The following is a 19,049-nucleotide window of genomic DNA, read 5'->3' on the forward strand; positions in this document are numbered from 1 at the left end:
TGAGCAAGGGGGCGATTGTCGCAGATTTGCGCACCGGACGCCGAGCGCTAGCGCTTTTGTGGCGAGGGAGCTTGCTCCCGCTGGGGTGCGAAGCAGCCCCCAGCTGTATTCGGCACCGCGATGTGACGGAGAGAACGCAGGGGCCTGCTGCGCAGTCCAGCGGGAGCAAGCTCCCTCGCCACAAAAGCCAGAGACCACAGACCACAGACTATGAGCCGCAGGCCACAGGGGCTTGTTTGCCGGGCGATTATTCGCTGTCCAGGTCCTTACGCCGATACGGAAACACATCGATCACCTTCCCCGCCCGAATCGCCTCTTGCAGGCCCTTCCAGTAGTCGGCGTTGTACAACTCGCCGTGCAACTGGTCGAAGAGCTTGCGCTGCCCGGCATCGGCGAACAGGAACGGCGGGAATTCTTCCGGGAAGACGTCCAGCGGGCCGATGGAATACCAAGGCTCGGAGGCCATTTCATCTTCCGGTGTGCGCGGCTGCGGGATGTGGCGAAAGTTGGCTTCGGTCAGGAAGCAGATTTCATCGTAGTCGTAGAACACCACGCGACCATGGCGAGTGACGCCGAAGTTCTTCAGCAGCATGTCGCCGGGGAAGATATTGGCCGCCGCCAGTTGCTTGATCGCCAGGCCATAATCCTCCAGCGCCTCGCGTACCTGGGCCTCGTTGGCGTTTTCCAGATAGAGGTTCAGCGGCGTCATCCGGCGTTCGGTCCAGCAGTGGCGAATCAGCACCGTGTCGCCTTCCACCGACACCGTGGACGGCGCCACTTCCAGCAATTCTTCCAGGCAGGCCGGTTCGAATTTACTCAAGGGAAAACGGAAGTCGGCGAACTCCTGGGTGTCGGCCATGCGCCCGACCCGGTCGACGCTTTTCACCAGTCGATACTTCTCGATCACTGTGGCCCGGTCGACGTTTTTCGACGGCGAGAAGCGGTCCTTGATGATTTTGAAGACCGTGTTGAAGCCCGGCAGGGTAAACACGCTCATGACCATGCCGCGCACGCCCGGGGCCATGATGAACTGGTCGTCGGTATTCGCCAGGTGGTTGATCAGCGCCCGGTAGAACTCCGATTTGCCGTGCTTGTAGAAACCGATGGACGTGTACAACTCGGCGATGTGCTTGCCCGGCAGGATGCGCTTGAGGAAACCGATGAATTCCGCCGGCACCGGCACATCCACCATGAAATACGAGCGGGTAAACGAGAAGATGATCGACACCTGCGCCTCGTCGGTAATCAGCGCGTCGATCTGGATGCCACGCCCTTCACGATGCAGCAGCGGGATCACCAGCGGCCATTGGTCGTCACGGGTGTAGATGCGCCCCACCAGGTAGGCGCCCTTGTTGCGGTAGAGCACCGAGGAGAACAACTCCACCGTCAGTTCCGGATCCTTGCAGACCCAATCCGGCAGGTTCTCGCGCAGTTGGCTTTCGAGGCGTTGCAGGTCGCCGGGCAGGTCGGCGTAGTCCTCGCTGAAGCGGTAGTCGGCGAAAATCGCCGCCAGCATCCTGTCCAGTTGCCCCTGGGGTTTGTAGGTCCGGGTCTGGGCCGCACGGGCACGGCGCAGGCTCGGCCGGGTGGTGTGGATGAACATGGTGCCGTCGCTGATCAGGTCATGGCTGAACAGGCCGCAGAAGATCGAGTTGTACCAGGTCTCCGACAGCTCATCGTCAAACCGCAGGTCGATCAGGCTGATATAGGCGCTTTTCACCAGCGGCCAGCAACCGACATCCATCAAGGCCTCGGCATCGAAGGTGTTGCGCAGCCTGGCCACGGTTTCGAAGACTTTTTCTTCATACAAGTTGATGCGCGCCGCCGACGCTGCTTGCGCCTCCTGCCACTGCGCCTGCTCGAACCGGGCGCGGGCGCCATCGGTGATGTGCCGGAATTGCTCACGGTAATCATCGAAGCCGTCGAGAATCGAACGGGCGATATCGGTGGCGGGCCATGGCTGCGACATAGGGAAAACCTCGGCGGGTCATGCTTGTTATTGGCGACTGAGCTTAGAGGCCAATCGAGCGGCAACGCAACCATTGCCATCGGTGTTTGGCGGGGCGACACTTGCGGCCCGATCAAGGAAGGACGCATCTCGTGAATCTCGTCGACACCCTGCGCTTGCTGTCGCTGGCCGCCATCTGGGGGGCCAGCTTCCTGTTCATGCGCATCATCGCCCCGGTGATTGGCACGATTCCTACGGCTTTTTTCCGCGTTTCCATTGCCTTCGTCGGCCTGCTGGTCATTCTTGCGCTGATGCGTATCGACTGGAATTTTCGCGGCAAGCTGAAAGCGGTGATGGTGCTGGGCCTGATCAACTCGGGCATTCCGGCAACGTTCTATTCCCTTGCCGCCCAAGTATTGCCGGCCGGTTATTCGGCAATCTTCAACGCCACCACACCGTTGATGGGCGTGCTGATCGGCGGGTTGTTTTTCAGCGAGCAACTCACCGTGGCCAAGGTCAGCGGGGTGTTCCTCGGCCTGTTCGGCGTTGGCATCCTGACCGGTGCCGGCCCGGTGGCATTCGACCACCAGTTACTGATGGGTGCCCTCGCCTGTCTGCTCGCCACCACTTGCTACGGTTTTGCCGGCTTCCTCACCCGTCGTTGGCTCGACCATCAAGGTGGGCTGGACAGCCGCCTCTCGGCCCTGGGCAGCATGTTCGGCGCCACGGTTTTCCTGTTGCCGTTGTTCGGTTACAGCGTCATCAGCCAACCGCCGGCCAGTTGGGGCGGCTGGAGCGTCTGGCTATCGTTGCTGGGGCTGGGCCTGGTTTGCACCGCGCTGGCGTACATCCTGTATTTCCGCTTGCTCAGCTCTATCGGTCCGGTCAAATCCATGACAACGACCTTTTTGATCCCGCCGTTCGGCGTGCTGTGGGGCGCGTTACTGCTGGATGAGCCGTTGGGGATGGCGCATTTGTATGGCGGGGTGTTGATTGCGGCGGCGTTGTGGCTGGTGTTGAAGCCTGGGGCGTCTAGCCGGTAATTCATCGGTGTGGCCAAAAAAGCTTCGCGAGCAGGCTCGCTCCCACAGGTCAATTGCAATCCTTGTGGGAGCGAGCCTGCTCGCGAAAGCAGTGGTGCAATCAATAGATATCTATCGGCTAGCGGCTCTTACGGAACACAAACACCAACCCGACGATGATCAGCACCATGCCCAGCAGGCTCAATAACGCCAGCCGGTTGCCGAACACCAGGTAGTCCATGATCGCCGTCACTGCCGGCACCAGGTAGAACAGGCTGGTGACGTTGACGAGGTTGCCCCGGGCGATCAAGCGGTAAAGCAACAAGGTCGCCAACACCGACACCACCAGCCCCATCCACAACACCGGCACGATGAACCCCGCATTGTGCTCGAAGTGAAACGGTTGAAACGGCACGAACACCGCGCACAGCAAGAGCCCGGCCAGGTACTGCACCGGCAATGTACCGAGGGGATTGTCGGTGATGCGCTTCTGCATGATCGAACCTGCCGTCATGCTCACCAGCGCCAGCAACCCGCACAGCATGCCCGTCAACGACATGCCGGCCAGGCCAATGCCTTGGTACACCACCATGATCAAGCCCACCAGGCCCAGCGCCAGGCCGAACATCCGTTGCCAGGAACGCTGGCGCTCCATGAGCACCACGGTGAGGATCGGTTGTACGCCCATCAACGTGGCCATCACACCGGGCGTAACGTTCAATTGCAGCGCCAGCAGATAGAAAATCTGATAGGCACCCAACAACACCAGGCCGGTCGCCGCCGCGTACAGCATCGGCTTGCCAGCCTTCGGCAGCTTGAACTTCAACAGCGGGATCAACAGCACCAGCGCGCACAGCGCAAGCGCAAAACGGATCAGCAGGAAAGCGAAGGGTGACGCGTGGGCCAGGCCCAGTTTGGAAAAGATCGCTCCGCTGCTCCACAACAAAACGAACAGGCTCGTGGAAGCCGTCGCCAATAAGGCGTTCTTGGAAAAGGAAAACATGAAAACCACCTGTAGTCAGGCAAAAAGCCAACTCAGCCGAAGCTGAAATCCAGTCGTTTTTTTCAGGCAGGCAGGGGACGGCAACCGTTGCCGATCAGCCCCGAACGCCAACACCCGGCGGTGATACGCAGGCGTATACCGGTGAGCGACTGACAGGTGGAGGGTATTGACCGATCTGCTCAGGCTGCGGATTCCCGCACGGCACGACGCCAGCGTTGAACGCTGGAACCACAACCGCGGTGAATGGGAATGCAGGCATGAGCCGATCTCTTGAGGGATGGGTCCGAAGACCGAGCGCCGACTATAACCAGCGGCCGATGTGTAACGCAATGTTTAAACGAACAACCAGTAGCCCAGCGCCGTCAACACAGCCACCGCCAACACCGGTCGCATCACCCGATAGGCCTTGGGATGCCGGCGCTTGAATTGCTTGACCCGGCCGCTGATACCGTCGCTGAACGTCTTGCTCCAGGCATAGGCGCGGTTGATGCCGCCGACGCGCTCGTCATCCAGGTTCTGCGGCGCGGTGGCGCGGCCGAGGAAGGCACTGATGGCGCGATTGAAACGAGTCATCAATGGGTTTTTGAGGGGACGCTCGATATCGCAGAACAGTATCACGCGCGTCTGGTCTGTTTCATTGCGGACCCAGTGCACATACGTTTCATCGAACATCACATCTTCGCCGTCGCGCCAGGCGTAGACCTGCCCGTCGACGAAGATCCGGCAATCATCGGAGTTGGGTGTGGACAGCCCCAGGTGATAGCGCAGCGAACCGGCGAACGGGTCACGATGGGGATTGAGATGGCTGCCCCCCGGCAACAGGGCAAACATCGCGCCCCGCACGTTGGGAATCCGATTGACCAGCTCGACGGTCCGGGGGCACAACAACTCCGCCGATGGCAGCGGTTTGTCGTACCACTTGAGGTAGAAGCGCTTCCAGCCTTTCTTGAAGAACGAACCGAAACCGGCGTCGTTGTTTTTCTCGGCGGCGCGGATATAACCCTCGTCGAAAAGATGCATGGCTTCGTCGCGGATCACTTGCCAGTTTTCCTTGAGCACATCCAATTCCGGAAATTCGCGGCGATCGAGGTAGGGCTTGGAGGGCACCCTGGAAAACAAATACATCAAGGCGTTGTAAGGGGCAAACAACGCCGAGTGGTTGACGAACTGGCGCAACACCGGCAGACGCGCCTTGCCACGCAAATGCACAAAAAGCGTACTGCCCACAAACAGCAGCAACACCGAGGCCTTGGCGACAAACGAAACGCTCATTTCTTTCAACTCCTTGTTTGAATTGCGCAGCGCCATCAGCCCGACGCGGCGGCTGGCCATGTTAGATATCCTCGTGCAGATGAAACATCGTCAGACGCGACATTCACTGTTGAGGATTACGCAACAAAGCCCTTCTTAACATGCGTCAGCTGAACCTTGGCTGACGCATCGAACGATCTTCCACCTGCCCTCCAGAGGGCGAGATCTTTTTGTGGCGAGGGAGCTTGCTCCCGCTGGCGTGCGAAGCGCGCCCCTGCAATCGGCGGCACGCCTCAATCCCGGGCGCCTGCTTCGCAGTCGAGCGGGAGCAAGCTCCCTCGCCACAAGAGCCTTCCCCCGCTAAATCCAGCATTCAGTTACTGCTGAGTCTCCTGCTCGGTAAACAGGTCACTGAACAACATGCTCGACAGGTACCTTTCGCCCGAATCGGGCAGGATCACCACGATCGTCTTGCCCAGCATTTCCGGTTTTTCCGCCAGGCGCACCGCCACGGCCATGGCCGCGCCGCAGGAAATGCCGCAAAGGATGCCCTCTTCCTGCATCAGGCGCAGGGCCATGGCCTTGGACTCCTCATCGGTCACTCGCTCGACCTGGTCGACAATCGACAGATCGAGGTTCTTCGGTACAAAACCCGCACCGATCCCTTGGATCTTGTGCGGGCTCGGCTTGATCTCCTGCCCCGCCATCGCCTGGGTAATCACCGGCGATGCCTCGGGCTCCACCGCCACCGACAGGATCGGTTTGCCACAGGTGTTCTTGATATACCGCGAGACCCCGGTAATGGTTCCACCCGTGCCCACGCCTGCGACCAGCACATCCACCGCGCCATCGGTATCGTTCCAGATTTCCGGACCGGTGGTTTTTTCATGGATCGCCGGGTTCGCCGGATTATCGAACTGCTGCGGCATGAAATATTTCGATGGGTCGCTGGCGAGGATCTCGGCGGCCTTCTCGATGGCGCCCTTCATACCCTTGGCCGGCTCGGTGAGCACCAGCTCCGCGCCCAGCGCTTTGAGCACCTTGCGCCGCTCGATGCTCATGGACGCCGGCATGGTCAGCATCAACTTGTAGCCACGGGCGGCGGCCACGAACGCCAGGCCAATGCCGGTATTGCCCGAGGTTGGCTCGACGATGGTCATGCCGGGCTTGAGACGACCTGAGCTTTCAGCGTCCCAGATCATGTTTGCGCCGATCCGGCACTTGACCGAATAACCCGGGTTGCGCCCTTCGATCTTCGCCAGGATGGTCACGCCGCGCGGGGCGATGCGGTTGATCTGCACCAGTGGCGTATTGCCGATGGAATGGGCGTTGTCAGCGTATATACGACTCATGACCGGGTCCTTAATGCAGAGGGAATTTAGCGCTTAAAGGTAAGCCTGTTGCCAAAGGGCGTCCAGTTGCAGCGAACGTTCCAGTTGTTACGAGAGTCAATGGCTTTAACAACGGAGACTACTGACATGAAGCGTCGATACAGTTGGCCACTGTGGGCCTTCGTCGCCATCGTTGCACTGCTGGTGGCCGTGCATTTCGCGCTGCCTTATCTGGTGCGCGACTACCTGAACGATAAATTGGCGGACATGGGCGACTACCGCGGCCAGGTCAGCGATGTCGACCTCGCGCTCTGGCGCGGCGCCTACCGGATCAATGGCCTGAAAATCGTCAAGGTCGATGGCAAGATCCCGGTGCCATTCGTCGACGCGCCGCTGGTCGACCTGTCCGTGAGCTGGCACTCGCTCTGGTATGACCATGCGGTGGTGGCCGCCGTGGAGTTCACCCATCCCGAGGTCAACTTCGTTGACGGCGGGCCCAACCGGCAGAATTCCCAGACCGGCCGTGGCACCAACTGGCGTGAACAATTGAGCAAACTGATGCCCATCACCCTGAACGAGGTGCGGATCAGCGACGGCAAGGCCACGTTTCGCAACTTCAACTCCAAACCACCGGTCAATCTGCGAGCTACCAACGTCAACGCCAGCTTTTATAACCTGACCAATGTGGTCGACACCGAAGGCAAGCGCGACGCCCGTTTCGAAGGCAAGGCCCTGGTGGCCGAGCATGCGCCGCTGGAAGTCCAGGCAACCTTCGACCCATTGAGCGACTTCGAGGATTTCGATTTTCGCCTGCGCGCCACCAACATCGAGCTCAAGCGCCTGAACGACTTTGCCGCGGCCTATGGCAAGTTCGACTTCAACGCCGGCCACGGCGACCTTGTAGTCGAGGCCGAAGCCGACAACGCCCGGCTCAGCGGTTACATCAAGCCACTGCTTCGCGATGTGGACGTGTTCGACTGGCAACAGGACGTCGAAAACAAGAACAAGAACATCTTCCGTTCGGTCTGGGAAGCCTTGGTCGGCACGGGCGAAACCGCCCTGAAAAACCAGAGCAAGAACCAGTTCGCCACTCGCGTGGAGCTCAGCGGCAACGTGCACCAGCAGAACATCAGCGCCTTCGAAGCCTTCCTGCAGATTCTGCGCAACGGTTTCGTCCAGGCCTTCAATGCCCGTTATGAACAGCCGCCGCCCTCCAAAGACTAGGTCTTGGGAGTGACAACGTAGCGACCTTTTTGCTCCGCCACCGCCCGGCCCGTACCGCGCTGCAGAGAGTCCCAGCCCAGGCATGCAAGAGCCAGCGATCGTGGTACCGCCTCACGGCCGCTGCTGTAGCGAGTGATACTGCGAGGACTGACCCCCAGCGCTTCGGCCGCCTTGTTCAATGGCAACCCGGTTCGGGCGCGCCAATCGATGAAAATACGGGTGTTTTCATCCGCGGCGTTCTGGGCCAATGCGTTGAAATACAAGGTGTCGGCGCCGATCTGGATATCCAGGTCCGGCCACTCCACACTCCAGCCGTCGTCGCCCAGGGCTGCGCCACCAAACGCACCGTCTTCAAGCAATGGCTGCAAGCCCGGATAACTTTGCACATCGGTGCTCAAGTCCAGCCTCAGTTGCTGACCGTCGATGAATGTCAGTTCGAGACTGAACGGCAATAAAGGCTGCACGGCCATTAGCCGCGGCCGTTTCATGGGTAGCATCGTTGCCAATCCTCCAGCAGTTGCGCCTGATGGGCCCGGACCCAGTCCAGCGCTTCCTTGATAATCAATGGCGGAGCGCGGCCCATCATGACTTCAACGGTTTCCAGACTCAGGACGACATCCACTCCGCCACCGGTCAGGTGGACATGGGGAGGTGGATGATCCCTTTCCCGCAATTGGATGCGATAGGTATCTCTGAATCGATATTTAGTAGACATGCCATCGAATGTATCGCCGATTTGGCGATAGGCAATACTGGCAAGACGCCGAGACTGAGTCAACATGTGACGCCCCATTCAGAGACTGAATACAGCGTCTGCGTTCACAGTCGGCGGGGCCGCGCGTTATAGTTCGGGCACGACATTTATTTCGCGCGCCCCGCCTCGCCGGGCCGGCGACACCGTTCGAGGATTTTGCAGATGAAGTTCGAAGGCACCCGCGCCTACGTGGCCACCGATGACCTGAAACTGGCGGTGAACGCCGCCATCACCCTGGAACGGCCGTTGCTGGTCAAGGGCGAACCGGGCACCGGCAAGACCATGCTGGCCGAACAACTGGCGGAGTCCTTCGGCGCGCGCCTGATCACCTGGCACATCAAATCCACGACCAAGGCCCACCAAGGCCTCTACGAATACGATGCGGTCAGCCGCCTGCGGGATTCACAGCTGGGCGTGGACAAGGTCCACGATGTGCGCAACTACTTGAAGAAAGGCAAGCTCTGGGAAGCGTTCGAGTCCGAAGAGCGGGTCATCCTGCTGATCGACGAAATCGACAAGGCCGACATCGAGTTTCCCAACGACCTGCTGCAGGAACTCGACAAGATGGAGTTCTACGTCTACGAGACGGACGAAACCATCAAGGCCAAGCAACGGCCGATCATCATCATTACCTCCAACAACGAAAAGGAACTGCCGGACGCCTTCCTGCGCCGCTGCTTCTTCCATTACATCGCCTTCCCCGACCGCGCCACCCTGCAGAAAATCGTCGACGTGCACTACCCGGACATCAAGAAAGACCTGGTCAGCGAAGCGCTGGACGTGTTCTTCGACGTGCGCAAGGTACCGGGCCTGAAGAAAAAACCCTCCACCTCCGAACTGGTGGACTGGCTCAAGCTGCTGATGGCCGACAACATCGGCGAAGCGGTGCTGCGCGAGCGTGATCCGACCAAGGCTATCCCGCCGCTGGCCGGCGCCCTGGTCAAAAACGAACAGGACGTGCAATTGCTCGAGCGCCTGGCGTTCATGAGCCGTCGCGGCACTCGCTGATCCTCTTCGTCCAACAAGAGCGAGGGCGATTGCCATGCTGCTTAACCTGTTCAATGAGATGCGCGCCGCCAAGGTGCCGGTGTCGGTGCGCGAACTGCTGGACCTGATCAACGCACTGAAACAGCGGGTGATCTTCGCCGACATGGACGAGTTCTATTACCTGTCCCGGGCCATCCTGGTGAAGGACGAACGGCACTTCGACAAGTTCGACCGAGCGTTCGGCGCTTACTTCAATGGCCTGGAAAAACTTGATGATCATCTGCAGGCGTTGATTCCCGAGGACTGGTTGCGCAAGGAGTTCGAGCGCTCCCTGACCGATGAGGAACGGGCGCAGATCCAGTCCCTGGGCGGTCTGGACAAGCTGATCGAAGAGTTCAAGAAGCGTCTGGAAGAACAGAAGGAACGCCACGCCGGCGGCAACAAGTGGATCGGCACCGGCGGCACCAGCCCGTTCGGTTCCGGCGGCTTCAACCCCGAGGGTATCCGGGTCGGCGACGCTGGCAAGCGCCAGGGCAAGGCCGTGAAAGTCTGGGACCAGCGCGAGTACAAGAACCTCGACGACCAGGTGGAACTGGGCACCCGCAACATCAAGATCGCCCTGCGCCGCCTGCGCAAGTTCGCCCGCCAGGGCGCGGCCGAAGAGCTGGACATCGACGGCACCATCGATCACACCGCCCGGGACGCTGGCCTGCTGAACATCCAGATGCGCCCGGAGCGCCGCAACACCGTCAAGCTCCTGCTGCTGTTCGACATCGGCGGCTCGATGGACGCCCATGTGAAGATCTGCGAGGAGCTGTTCTCGGCCTGCAAGACCGAGTTCAAGCACCTGGAGTATTTCTACTTCCACAACTTCGTCTACGAATCGGTGTGGAAGAACAACCTGCGTCGCACCTCGGAGCGCACTTCGACCCAGGACCTGCTGCACAAATACGGCGCCGACTACAAAGTGATCTTCATCGGCGACGCGGCCATGGCCCCCTACGAGATCACCCAGGCCGGCGGCAGCGTCGAGCACTGGAACGAAGAAGCCGGTTATGTGTGGATGCAGCGCTTCATGGAGAAGTACAAGAAGCTCATCTGGATCAATCCGTACCCGAAGGACACCTGGGGCTACACCGCCTCGACCAATATCGTCCGTGAGTTGGTGGAAGACCGGATGTATCCGCTGACGTTGCGAGGGTTGGAGGAAGGGATGCGGTTTCTTTCCAAGTAAGATTTTTGGTGCCTTTCAGGGCCTCTTCGCGAGCAGGCTCGCTCCCACACTGGATCTTCGTCACACCTTAGATCCCCTGTGGGAGCGAGCCTGCTCCGGGCGGCGATCCGACGAAGCTTTTAGCGGTTTAACAACCCCCGCATACACTCAACCTGCTGCCGATGCGCAACGGCCTGCACCACCGGCCGCAACCGCAGCTGCGTCCCTGGCAGGCATTGCGCCAGCCGGGCCAGGGACAGCGGCGTCAAGGCGCCCAGGCGCGGATAACCGCCGATGGTCTGCCGATCATTGAGCAGCACGATCGGCTGGCCGTCCGGCGGCACCTGCACGGCGCCGAGCGGAATGCCTTCGGAAATCATCGCCGGGCCCTGGTACTCCAGCGCCGGGCCGAGCAAGCGCATGCCCATGCGATCGGCGCGACTGTCCAGCGTCCACGGTGTATTGAAGGCATCGAACAGGCTGCGTCCGCTGAACGCGCCATTTTGCGCGCCGAGGATCAGATCCAGCGGCTGCAGTTGCTGAAAGTCCGGAATCCGCCTGTGCGGCATCGGCCGAGGCGTTGCCGAGCCTGAATAACTCAGCTGCTCACCGCGACTCAGCGCCCGCCCCCGCCCATCCAGGCCACCGAGCTCTTCGCGCACCACCGTCGCCCGGCTGCCCAGTACCGCGGGCGCATTAAAGCCGCCGGGAGCCGCCAGGTAGGCGCGGGCACCGAGCACCGGCTGAGTGAGCGCCAACGTCTGGCCTTGGCGCAGGCTGAAGAAGCGCCACGACGCCACCCCTTGCCCATCTATCCGCGCGCCCAGGTCCGCACCGGCCAGCGCCAGCACGCAATCCTCCTCGGCCACCACGGTAAAGCCGCCGAGGGTGATTTCCACCACCGCGGCATCCGGGGCGTTGCCCAGCATCCAGTTGGCCCAGCTCATCGACAGCCAGTCCGCCGCGCCGCCCTGGGTCACGCCAAGATGCCTGACGCCAAAGCGGCCAGTGTCCTGCAACAGGCACAGCGCTGTGCTGGCCTCGATCAACAGACGGCTCATGCCTGTGCCTCCAACGGTGTGTCATCACCGCCCAGGGCAATGAACTCAGCGTGATCGACAGCGGCAAAACGCACCGTGTCGCCGGGTTGCATCAGGCTGTAGCCGTCGCGCTCGCGGTCGAACAATTTGGTCGGGGTGCGGCCGATCAGGTTCCAGCCGCCAGGCGATACCACCGGATACGCGGCGGTCTGGCGCTCGGCGATCCCGACGCTGCCCGCCGCGACCCGCTTGCGTGGGGTGTCGAGGCGCGGTGCGGCCAGCGCCTCGTCCACCAGCCCCATGAAAGCGAATCCCGGCGCGAAGCCCAGGGCGAACACCTGATATTCCCGCTCACTGTGACGCTGGATGACTTGCGTCACCGTCAACCCGCTGCGGCTCGCCAGCAGGTCCAGCTCCGGCCCGACACTTGGGTCATACCACACCGGCAGCACATGGCATTGCCCGGCGGACCGGGCATCCGGCGAGAGGTTGTTCAGCGCTTCGCCGATCAACTCGCGGGCCTGGGTCGGGGTCAGGGCGAGCAAATCGTAATGCACCATCAGGGTGGTGTAGGACGGCACCAGATCGATCAGATCATCGGCGAAAACCGCGCGCAGGCGCGCGCTGGCTGCCAGCATCCACGGCATGTTGGCCTCGGCAATTTCATCGAACAGGCGCACCATCAGGCAGTCCACCGCCACCACTTCCACGCGTGGTTTCATGGCGCGCTCTGCCGGTCGAGGGCCTCGCGGATACGCTGCACGGCCGCCACGGAGCTGGCGTTGTCGCCGTGCACGCACAACGTATCGGCGTGCAGATTCAAGGCGCTGCCGTCGCTGGCCGTCAGCGCGTCGCCGCGGGCAATGGTCAGCGCCTGCCCGATGATCACCTCGGAATCGTGATGCACCGCCCCCGGCAACTGCCGCGAGACCAGGCGACCGGCGCTGTCATAGGCCCGGTCGGCGAAGGCTTCGAACCACAGGGTCACACCGTATTCGTCGCCCAGGGCCTGGGCGGCGCTGTTCTCCCGGGTCGCCAGCAGCATCAGCGGCAACTGCCGGTCATACGCGGCGATGGCCTCGATAACAGCACGCAGTTGCGCCGGGTTGGCCATCATGTCGTTGTACATCGCACCGTGAGGTTTGACGTAGCTGACCTGTCCACCCTGGGCCCGGCAGATACCGTCCAGGGCGCCGATCTGGTAGTGCAGCAGGTCTTGCAGTTCCTGGGCGCCATAGGCCATGGAGCGGCGGCCGAAGCCCGCCAGGTCCTGATAGGCCGGGTGCGCGCCGATCCGTACGCCGTGGCTCAGGGCGAGGCTGACGGTCTTGCGCATGATGCTCGGGTCGCCGGCATGAAAGCCGCAGGCGATGTTGGCGCAATCGATAAAGGGCATCACCTCGGCGTCCAGACCCATGGTCCAGTTGCCGAAGCTTTCGCCAATGTCGCAATTCAGTAGCAGGCGGTTCACGGTGAACGCTCCTGTGGATTCTTTCTTATAGACCATGGGGATCGCGCCCCCACAGGTTATCAATCAGTCGGCTTCCAACTGCTTGCCCTGAGTCTCCGGCAGGCTCAGGGCCGCCAGGATCACCACGCCATAGGACACCGCCGCGAAGGCTCCGATGCCGACGCTCAGCGGCACCTTCTGGCTCAGGATACCGATCAACAGCGGAAACAGCGCCGCCACCGCGCGGCCAATGTTGTAGCAGAAGCCCTGCCCCGATCCGCGGATGCGCGTGGGGAACAGTTCGGTGAGGAACGACCCCATGCCGCTGAACATGCCCGAAGCGAAGAAGCCCAAGGGGAAGCCCAGCCACAGCATCACGTTGTTGCTCACCGGCACCTGGGTATACAGCAGCACGATGGTGAAGGAACCGACGGCAAACAGGACGAAATTTTTCTTCCGTCCGAGGATGTCGGACAGATAGGCGCTGATGACGTAACCCACATAAGAGCCGACGATCACCATCGCCAGATAGCCGCCGGTACTCAGGACGCTCAAGCCGCGCTCGTTTTTCAGGAAGGTCGGCAGCCAGGAGGTGATGGCGTAGTAGCCACCCAGCGCGCCAGTAGTCAGCAGCGAGGCTCGAATCGTCGTGAACAGAATGCCAGGGGCAAAAATCTCGTAGAACTTCGCCGGGTTCTCGGGCGTCAGCCGGGCCTTGGTCTGGTTATAGACTTCCGGATCCTTGACCAGCCGGCGAACGAAGATCACGAACACCGCCGGCACGATGCCGAGGATGAACAATGCGCGCCAGGCGTCTTCCGGCGGCAGCACCGAGAACAGCAGCACATACAGAATCGCCGTCATGCCCCAGCCCAGGGCCCAGCCCGATTGCACCATGCCGACCGCCTTGCCACGGTCCTTGGCGCGAATCACTTCGCCCATCAACACGGCGCCGGCGGTCCACTCGCCGCCGAAGCCGAAGCCCATCAGCGTGCGGGCGATCAACAGTTGTTCGTAGTTCTGGGCGAAACCGCAGAGGAAGGTGAAGAAGGCGAACCACAATACCGTCAATTGCAACGTGCGCACCCGACCGATGCGGTCCGAGAGAATGCCCGCCACCCAGCCGCCGATGGCCGAAGCGATCAAGGTGCTGGTGTGAATCAGCCCCGCTTCACCCGTGCTGATGCCCCACATCGCGATGAGCGTCGGCACCACGAAGCTGAGCATCTGGGTGTCCATGCCGTCCAGGGCGTAACCGATCTTGCAGCTCCAGAAGGTACGCCGTTCCTGCTGGTTGATGTTGCGATACCAATCGAACGGACCGGAACGGGCCTGGGGTTGGGGGACGCCGAGCGTGTCGGGTGCACTCATGGTGGTTCTCCACGGGTTTTATTGTTGTGAGTCTCGACGACGCTGACGTCGAGACCGTTGCCCCGATTCTTGAGCCCACGGTCGATCGCGTCCAACGAATAAAACCTTGGCCGGGTCATAAGAAAAACTTGATTGGGCAGCACATCGCCAGGAAAGGCGGATCGCTTTTGTGGCGAGGGAGCTTGCTCCCGCTGGGCCGGGCTGGCGCTCCAGCGCGCAGCGGCGCCAAGATTTTGCGAGCGCTACGCACTCGAGCGGGAGCAAGCTCCCTCGCCACAGGAGGCTCACTGAACAATCGAGTCAGAGACCGCGCAGGTCACGCTCTTCGATCGGCCGGCTCTGGCGCAGGCGCTTGCCGCCCAGCACCACCCAGTCGATCAGGCGGAACAGGCATTCCAGGCCGAACGACAGCAACATCGCGCCGCTGATGCCCCAGATCATCGCCTCGGGGGTCAGCAGGATCTGGTAGCTGTAGCCGTTCCAGGTTTCCTTGCGGATGTCCGGATCGGCGGCCAGGGCCACCTGCAGCAGGCGGATGTACCACGGGCCCTGCATTGCCTGGAACTGTTTGTCCAAAGCCTGCTGGCGCACGAGCAAGGTGTTCAGGCTGTCGGCATCGCTGCGAAAGATCGGGTCTTCACTGGCGCGGTAATGCGCCACCAGGGCCTGCATGTCACCCTTGAAGAACTGGTTGGCGGTGCCCTGGAACCCCTGCAGGCCAGTCTGCGCCTCGATCAGGTGGGCCTCGACCCGCTTGGCGTAATCATTGACGAAGCCCGGCACCTGGACCCCAACCAGCAGGCCCACCGCGAACAACACCAACCGTAGATAACTGAGCAACATAACGTGACGTCCTTATTCGGTCCGGCCGTGGCTGACGCATTCGCCGCGTCGCCACAGGCTCCATTGGCCCGGTTCGTAGCGGGTCCAGGTTTCGTTTTCGGTCAAGGGTTCGGTGGCAATCACCGTGACCACGTCGTTGGGCGTGGTTTCGGCCTGGAAGTCGACAATCACGTCCACATCCTTGAGCCGCGCCGGGCCGAACGGTGCGCGCCGGGTGATCTGCGCCAGTTTGGTCGAGCAATAGCAGAACAGCCAGTCGCCGTCGCTGAGCAGGCAATTGAACACGCCCTTGCTGCGGTATTCGCTGCACGCCTCGATCAAGGCCGGCAGCAACTGCTCGACCTCCACCGGCTCAGGATAAGCCTGGCGCACGCGGTTGAGCAGGTCGCAGAACGCCGCCTCGCTGTCGGTATCGCCCACCGGGCGGTAGAAACTCACGCCCGGCTGGAAATCGGCGAGCTGGCCGTTGTGGGCGAAACACCAGTTGCGCCCCCACAACTCCCGCACGAACGGGTGGGTGTTGGACAGGCAGACCTTGCCGACGTTGGCCTGGCGGATGTGACCGATGACCACTTCGCTCTTGATCGGATAGCGTTGCACCAGGTTCGCCACTTCCGACTCACTGCTGGCGGCCGGGTCCTGGAACAGGCGCAGGCCACGGCCTTCATAAAAAGCGATGCCCCAGCCGTCGCGGTGCGGCCCGGTCCTGCCGCCGCGCTGCATCAGCCCGGTGAAGCTGAAGACGATATCGGTCGGCACATTGGCGCTCATGCCCAATAACTCACACATGCTCGAACCCTCGTTTGATTGGGCAGCCCGGTTACAGGCGCGGTTCGATACGCGAACGCTGGGGATTGCTCGGCACGGGTGGGCGACCATAACGGTCATCACCGGCCACGCCGAACGCAGGCTCGTCGTCAGGCTCGGCAGCGGCGGCCGCTTTGGCTGCGGCGGCCCGCTCCTGGCGAGCCTTGGCCGCGCGTTCGACAGGAATACGGATCAGCACCAGGACCAGATAGAGGCCGAAGGCGATCATGGCGTACATGAGCAGGTCGGACGCTGCGCGCCAGACGTTGTTGCCAACCTTGAAGAGCAAGTCCAGGGCGGCAATGGCCAGCGCCGGGGCGACCTTTTCCTTCACCGGGTCGACGATGGTCGGGCTGAACAGCAACACCGCCATCAGCAGCCGCAGCGGCTCGCGCAACCAGCGCCACATGAAGCGGGTCATGCGCATCCACACCAGGAGGCAGCCGAGGGCGGCGAAGGCGTAGAGACCCCAGGCAATCAGATAATCGTTCTCGGTCATGGTGTCCATGGCAAGGCAGGCAAAGAGGCGCTTATAGTAACGGCTTTTCGCTCGTCAGGCTGCCCCGGCATCTGCCGGGTGCCCGGCGGGGTGAGTTTTTCGGTCCGGCTACCGAACTGACCCCGTCGGCCACTTGTCCCTGTTCGTATCATGCTTGAGAGTTTTTCCATGCCCCTATCCGCCCACGTTCCCGACGCCCCGATTGCCCGCAAGGCCCCCGGTGTTGACCCCTACGCCTGGCTGCAGGAGCGCGACACCGACGCCGTGCTCGAATACCTGAAGGCTGAAAACAGCTACCAGCAAGCCCGGCTCGCCGATCAGGCCGAACTGCGCGAAACGCTGTTCCAGGAAATCAAGGGACGAATCCTCGAAACCGACCTCTCCCTGCCCTCGCCCTGGGGCCCTTACCTGTATTACACCCGCACCACGGCGGGTGATGAATACGCTCGCCATTACCGTTGCCCGCGTCCGGCCGATGACAGCCTGACGGTCGATGAAAGTCGTGAACAGCTGTTGCTGGACCCGAACGCGCTGGCAGGCGGCGGTTTCTTTTCCCTCGGCGCGTTCAGCATCAGCCCCGACCATCAGCGTCTGGCCTACAGCCTGGACACCAGCGGCGATGAGATCTATACGCTGTTCGTCAAAGAACTGTCCAACGACAAGGTCAGCGAGCTGTCCTTCGAAAACTGCGACGGCAGCATGACCTGGGCCAACGACAGCCTGACGCTGTTCTTCGGCGAACTTGACGATACCCATCGCCCGCACAAGCTGCTGCGCTATCGCCTGGACGGCACCGCCGCCGAAGAAGTGTTCCATGAGCCGGACGGGCGCTTTTTCCTGCATTGCTACCGTTCAAGCTCCGAGCGGCAGTTGATCCTGTCCCTGGGCAGCAAGACCACCAGCGAAGTCTGGGTGCTGGACGCGGCGCAACCACAACAACCGTTTACCTGCGTCGCGCCACGGGTAGAGAACCACGAATACGATGTCGACCATGGCCTGCTCGAAGGGCAATGGACCTGGTTCATCCGCAGCAACCGCGACGGCATCAATTTCGCCCTGTACCAGGCGCCCGATATGGGCGAAGCGCCGGCCGAAGCCGACTGGCAGAACCTGATCCCCCACAGTGACACGGTGATGATTGACGGCCTGAGCCTGAACGCCAGCGCCATGACATTGAGCCTGCGCGAGGGCGGCCTGCCGATCATCGAAGTCCACCCACAAGGTTTACCGGCCTATCGGGTGCAATTGCCGGACGCGGCCTACAGCCTGCACGTGCAGAACAGCCTGGAGTTTGTCAGCGAGCGCATTCGCCTGCGCTACGAAGCGCTGAATCGTCCGGCGCAGATCCGCCAGCTGGACCTGGCCAGCGGTGCTCAGGTCGTACTCAAGCAAACCCCAGTGCTGGGTCCGTTTGATGCCGATGCGTATGTCAGCCAACGGCTTTGGGCGACGGCACCGGACGGTACGCAAGTGCCCATCAGCCTGGTGGTCAAGCGCGAGGCCTTGGGCAAGCCCGTGCCGCTGTACTTGTACGGCTACGGTGCCTATGGCGAAAGCCTCGACCCGTGGTTTTCTCATTCGCGCTTGAGCCTGCTGGATCGTGGTGTAGCGTTTGCCATCGCCCATGTGCGCGGCGGCGGCGAACTGGGTGAGGCCTGGTATCGCGCCGGCAAGCAGGAGCACAAGCACAACACTTTCAGTGATTTCATCGCTTGCGCCGAACACCTGATCGCCCAGGGCTTCACCTCGGCCGACCAACTGGCGATCAGCGGCGGCAGCGCCGGTGGCCTGCTGATCGGCGCAGTCCTCAACCAACGCCCGGACCTGTTCAAGGTGGCGATCGCCGAAGTGCCGTTCGTCGACGTGCTCAACACCATGCTCGACCCCGAACTGCCACTGACCGTGACCGAATACGACGAATGGGGCAATCCCGAGGAGCCGGACGTCTATGATCGGATCCGGGCCTACGCGCCGTACGAAAACGTCCGCGCCCAGGCGTATCCGGCAATGCTGGTGATCGCCGGCTACAACGACAGCCGCGTGCAGTACTGGGAAGCGGCCAAGTGGGTGGCGAAACTGCGCGCGACCAAGACCGACGAAAACCCGCTGCTACTCAAGACCGAACTGGGCGCTGGCCATGGCGGCATGAGCGGCCGCTACCAGGGATTGCGTGACGTAGCGCTCGAATATGCATTTGTCTTGAAGGTTTTGGGCGTGGCTTGAGGAACTCTGCGGGATGGTCGGGTCTTAGCTCCATACCTGGCTCGACTGGATCAAATGTGGGAGCGAGCCTGCTCGCGATGACG

18 protein-coding genes are annotated in these 19,049 nt (G+C 61.7%); 5 read left to right on the forward strand and 13 right to left on the reverse strand.

Annotated elements, in window-relative coordinates; genetic code table 11:
- Nucleotides 1-247: 247 nt before the first annotated feature.
- Nucleotides 248-1,969: a bifunctional isocitrate dehydrogenase kinase/phosphatase gene (aceK, locus tag J3P89_RS21215; protein ID WP_434625375.1), complete on the reverse strand. Its 1,722-nt coding sequence runs from the start codon at nucleotides 1,967-1,969 to the stop codon at nucleotides 248-250.
- 131 nt (nucleotides 1,970-2,100) lie between these two features.
- Between aceK and J3P89_RS21220 the strand changes: the two genes are divergently transcribed.
- A complete protein-coding gene (locus tag J3P89_RS21220) occupies nucleotides 2,101-2,991 on the forward strand; it encodes a DMT family transporter (protein ID WP_434695564.1) in 891 nt (296 codons plus the stop codon).
- Nucleotides 2,992-3,109: 118 nt separating this feature from the next.
- Here J3P89_RS21220 and J3P89_RS21225 read toward each other — a convergent pair whose 3' ends face one another.
- From J3P89_RS21225 to cysK, 3 genes are all read right to left on the reverse strand, one after another.
- Complete coding sequence (locus J3P89_RS21225) at nucleotides 3,110-3,973, reverse strand: DMT family transporter (protein WP_434695565.1); 864 nt, start codon at nucleotides 3,971-3,973, stop codon at nucleotides 3,110-3,112.
- Nucleotides 3,974-4,306: 333 nt separating this feature from the next.
- Entirely contained in the window at nucleotides 4,307-5,245 is a 939-nt protein-coding gene (locus tag J3P89_RS21230) for an aspartyl/asparaginyl beta-hydroxylase domain-containing protein (protein ID WP_434698039.1), read from the reverse strand.
- 356 nt (nucleotides 5,246-5,601) lie between these two features.
- Entirely contained in the window at nucleotides 5,602-6,576 is a 975-nt protein-coding gene (gene cysK, locus J3P89_RS21235) for a cysteine synthase A (RefSeq protein ID WP_434569459.1), read from the reverse strand.
- A gap of 126 nt (nucleotides 6,577-6,702) precedes the next feature.
- Between cysK and J3P89_RS21240 the strand changes: the two genes are divergently transcribed.
- Nucleotides 6,703-7,779, forward strand: coding sequence for a DUF748 domain-containing protein (locus J3P89_RS21240; protein WP_434603071.1), 1,077 nt, complete (start codon nucleotides 6,703-6,705; stop codon nucleotides 7,777-7,779).
- Here the strand turns inward: J3P89_RS21240 and J3P89_RS21245 are convergent.
- Together J3P89_RS21245 and J3P89_RS21250 are read right to left on the reverse strand one after the other, a co-directional pair.
- Nucleotides 7,776-8,276: a DUF2442 domain-containing protein gene (locus J3P89_RS21245; protein ID WP_434695566.1), complete on the reverse strand. Its 501-nt coding sequence runs from the start codon at nucleotides 8,274-8,276 to the stop codon at nucleotides 7,776-7,778. The two genes, J3P89_RS21240 and J3P89_RS21245, sit on opposite strands and share 4 nt — an antisense overlap.
- Nucleotides 8,264-8,494 carry a DUF4160 domain-containing protein gene (locus tag J3P89_RS21250; RefSeq protein WP_434631445.1) on the reverse strand — a complete coding sequence of 77 codons (231 nt, stop codon included), beginning with the start codon at nucleotides 8,492-8,494 and terminating at the stop codon, nucleotides 8,264-8,266. The genes J3P89_RS21245 and J3P89_RS21250 overlap by 13 nt, the downstream gene beginning before the upstream one ends.
- Nucleotides 8,495-8,695: 201 nt before the next feature.
- Between J3P89_RS21250 and J3P89_RS21255 the strand changes: the two genes are divergently transcribed.
- Together J3P89_RS21255 and J3P89_RS21260 are read left to right on the forward strand one after the other, a co-directional pair.
- Nucleotides 8,696-9,541: an AAA family ATPase gene (locus tag J3P89_RS21255; RefSeq protein WP_304550908.1), complete on the forward strand. Its 846-nt coding sequence runs from the start codon at nucleotides 8,696-8,698 to the stop codon at nucleotides 9,539-9,541.
- Between the two features lie 34 nt (nucleotides 9,542-9,575).
- The gene (locus J3P89_RS21260) at nucleotides 9,576-10,754 is read left to right on the forward strand and encodes a vWA domain-containing protein (protein WP_305496176.1); all 1,179 of its coding nucleotides are present in this window, start codon (nucleotides 9,576-9,578) and stop codon (nucleotides 10,752-10,754) included.
- A 119-nt stretch (nucleotides 10,755-10,873) separates the two neighbouring features.
- On the opposite strand, the gene J3P89_RS21265 is transcribed toward J3P89_RS21260, so the two are convergent.
- From J3P89_RS21265 to J3P89_RS21295, 7 genes are all read right to left on the reverse strand, one after another.
- On the reverse strand, nucleotides 10,874-11,794 hold the full coding sequence (locus J3P89_RS21265; RefSeq protein WP_434695567.1) for a biotin-dependent carboxyltransferase family protein: 921 nt from the start codon (nucleotides 11,792-11,794) through the stop codon (nucleotides 10,874-10,876).
- Nucleotides 11,791-12,495, reverse strand: a complete 705-nt coding sequence (gene pxpB, locus J3P89_RS21270) for a 5-oxoprolinase subunit PxpB (RefSeq protein WP_434695568.1) — start codon at nucleotides 12,493-12,495, stop codon at nucleotides 11,791-11,793. The genes J3P89_RS21265 and pxpB overlap by 4 nt, the downstream gene beginning before the upstream one ends.
- Nucleotides 12,492-13,244 (reverse strand): 5-oxoprolinase subunit PxpA, encoded by a 753-nt coding sequence (locus J3P89_RS21275; RefSeq protein WP_434695569.1) that lies wholly within the window; start codon nucleotides 13,242-13,244, stop codon nucleotides 12,492-12,494. The genes pxpB and J3P89_RS21275 overlap by 4 nt, the downstream gene beginning before the upstream one ends.
- 63 nt (nucleotides 13,245-13,307) lie before the next feature.
- Nucleotides 13,308-14,594 (reverse strand): MFS transporter, encoded by a 1,287-nt coding sequence (locus tag J3P89_RS21280; RefSeq protein WP_434695570.1) that lies wholly within the window; start codon nucleotides 14,592-14,594, stop codon nucleotides 13,308-13,310.
- Nucleotides 14,595-14,894: 300 nt separating this feature from the next.
- The gene (locus tag J3P89_RS21285) at nucleotides 14,895-15,437 is read right to left on the reverse strand and encodes a DUF2937 family protein (RefSeq protein ID WP_305496181.1); all 543 of its coding nucleotides are present in this window, start codon (nucleotides 15,435-15,437) and stop codon (nucleotides 14,895-14,897) included.
- 12 nt (nucleotides 15,438-15,449) lie between these two features.
- A complete protein-coding gene (locus tag J3P89_RS21290; protein ID WP_434625392.1) occupies nucleotides 15,450-16,226 on the reverse strand; it encodes a class II glutamine amidotransferase in 777 nt (258 codons plus the stop codon).
- Nucleotides 16,227-16,257: 31 nt separating this feature from the next.
- The gene (locus J3P89_RS21295; protein WP_305496183.1) at nucleotides 16,258-16,752 is read right to left on the reverse strand and encodes an MFS transporter; all 495 of its coding nucleotides are present in this window, start codon (nucleotides 16,750-16,752) and stop codon (nucleotides 16,258-16,260) included.
- Between the two features lie 159 nt (nucleotides 16,753-16,911).
- Here J3P89_RS21295 and J3P89_RS21300 point away from each other — a divergent pair, with 159 nt between their 5' ends.
- The gene (locus J3P89_RS21300; RefSeq protein WP_434695571.1) at nucleotides 16,912-18,966 is read left to right on the forward strand and encodes a S9 family peptidase; all 2,055 of its coding nucleotides are present in this window, start codon (nucleotides 16,912-16,914) and stop codon (nucleotides 18,964-18,966) included.
- Nucleotides 18,967-19,049 lie beyond the last annotated feature (83 nt).

The sequence above is a fragment of the Pseudomonas sp. Z1-14 genome, assembly GCF_051132005.1.
Classification (GTDB): Bacteria; Pseudomonadota; Gammaproteobacteria; order Pseudomonadales; family Pseudomonadaceae; genus Aquipseudomonas.